The sequence below is a fragment of the Vibrio sp. 1402 genome (assembly GCF_033340275.1).
In genome coordinates this window covers 1-523 of sequence record NZ_JAWOWE010000679.1, presented here as the reverse complement: position 1 = coordinate 523, position 523 = coordinate 1, and the positions used below count along the sequence as shown (strand labels likewise).

The window sequence follows — 523 nt, the reverse complement described above, 5'->3', positions numbered from 1 at the left end:
CGCACCGTCATTGCGCCAATCCAGCGAAACGGCTCTGGAGGGAAATGCCCCAATGGCCCTTTGGCTAAGCCACTTCGAGTCCATTCGTTATCCAACCCTAACACCATAGAAGAGAGGATTTTTCCGCCCATGCGAGTCTGCGCAACACCATTACCTGAATAACCAAAACCATAAAAGACATTACGTTGCTCGTTCAACTTCCCAAAAAATGGAAAGCCGGAGGTTGAGCGATCGGATCCTCCTGTCCATGAGTATTCAAACTCCGCCTCTTTCAAACTCGGGAAAAGTTTATCGAATGCCTTCCTTAGAAGATTTTGATAACGAGTTGGTTTATTGAACATCACGTCCACTTGGTTGTTGAAAGAGAACTGATTGCCTCCCTTGCCTAACATGAGGCGACCATCTGGCGTATCGCGGTAGTAATGAACAAAAATACGCGAATCCAACACGCTCGTTCCCGCTTGCCAGCCCGTTTTCCGTAACGACTCACCAAGCGGTTTGGTGATGACCATGTCGGAAGAAA

1 protein-coding gene is annotated in these 523 nt (G+C 48.2%); it reads right to left on the bottom strand.

Features of this window, described 5'->3' with window-relative positions; genetic code table 11:
* Nucleotides 1-523 (bottom strand): FAD-dependent oxidoreductase (locus R7044_RS27910; RefSeq protein ID WP_225456334.1); only part of this gene is annotated, 523 nt, incomplete at both ends.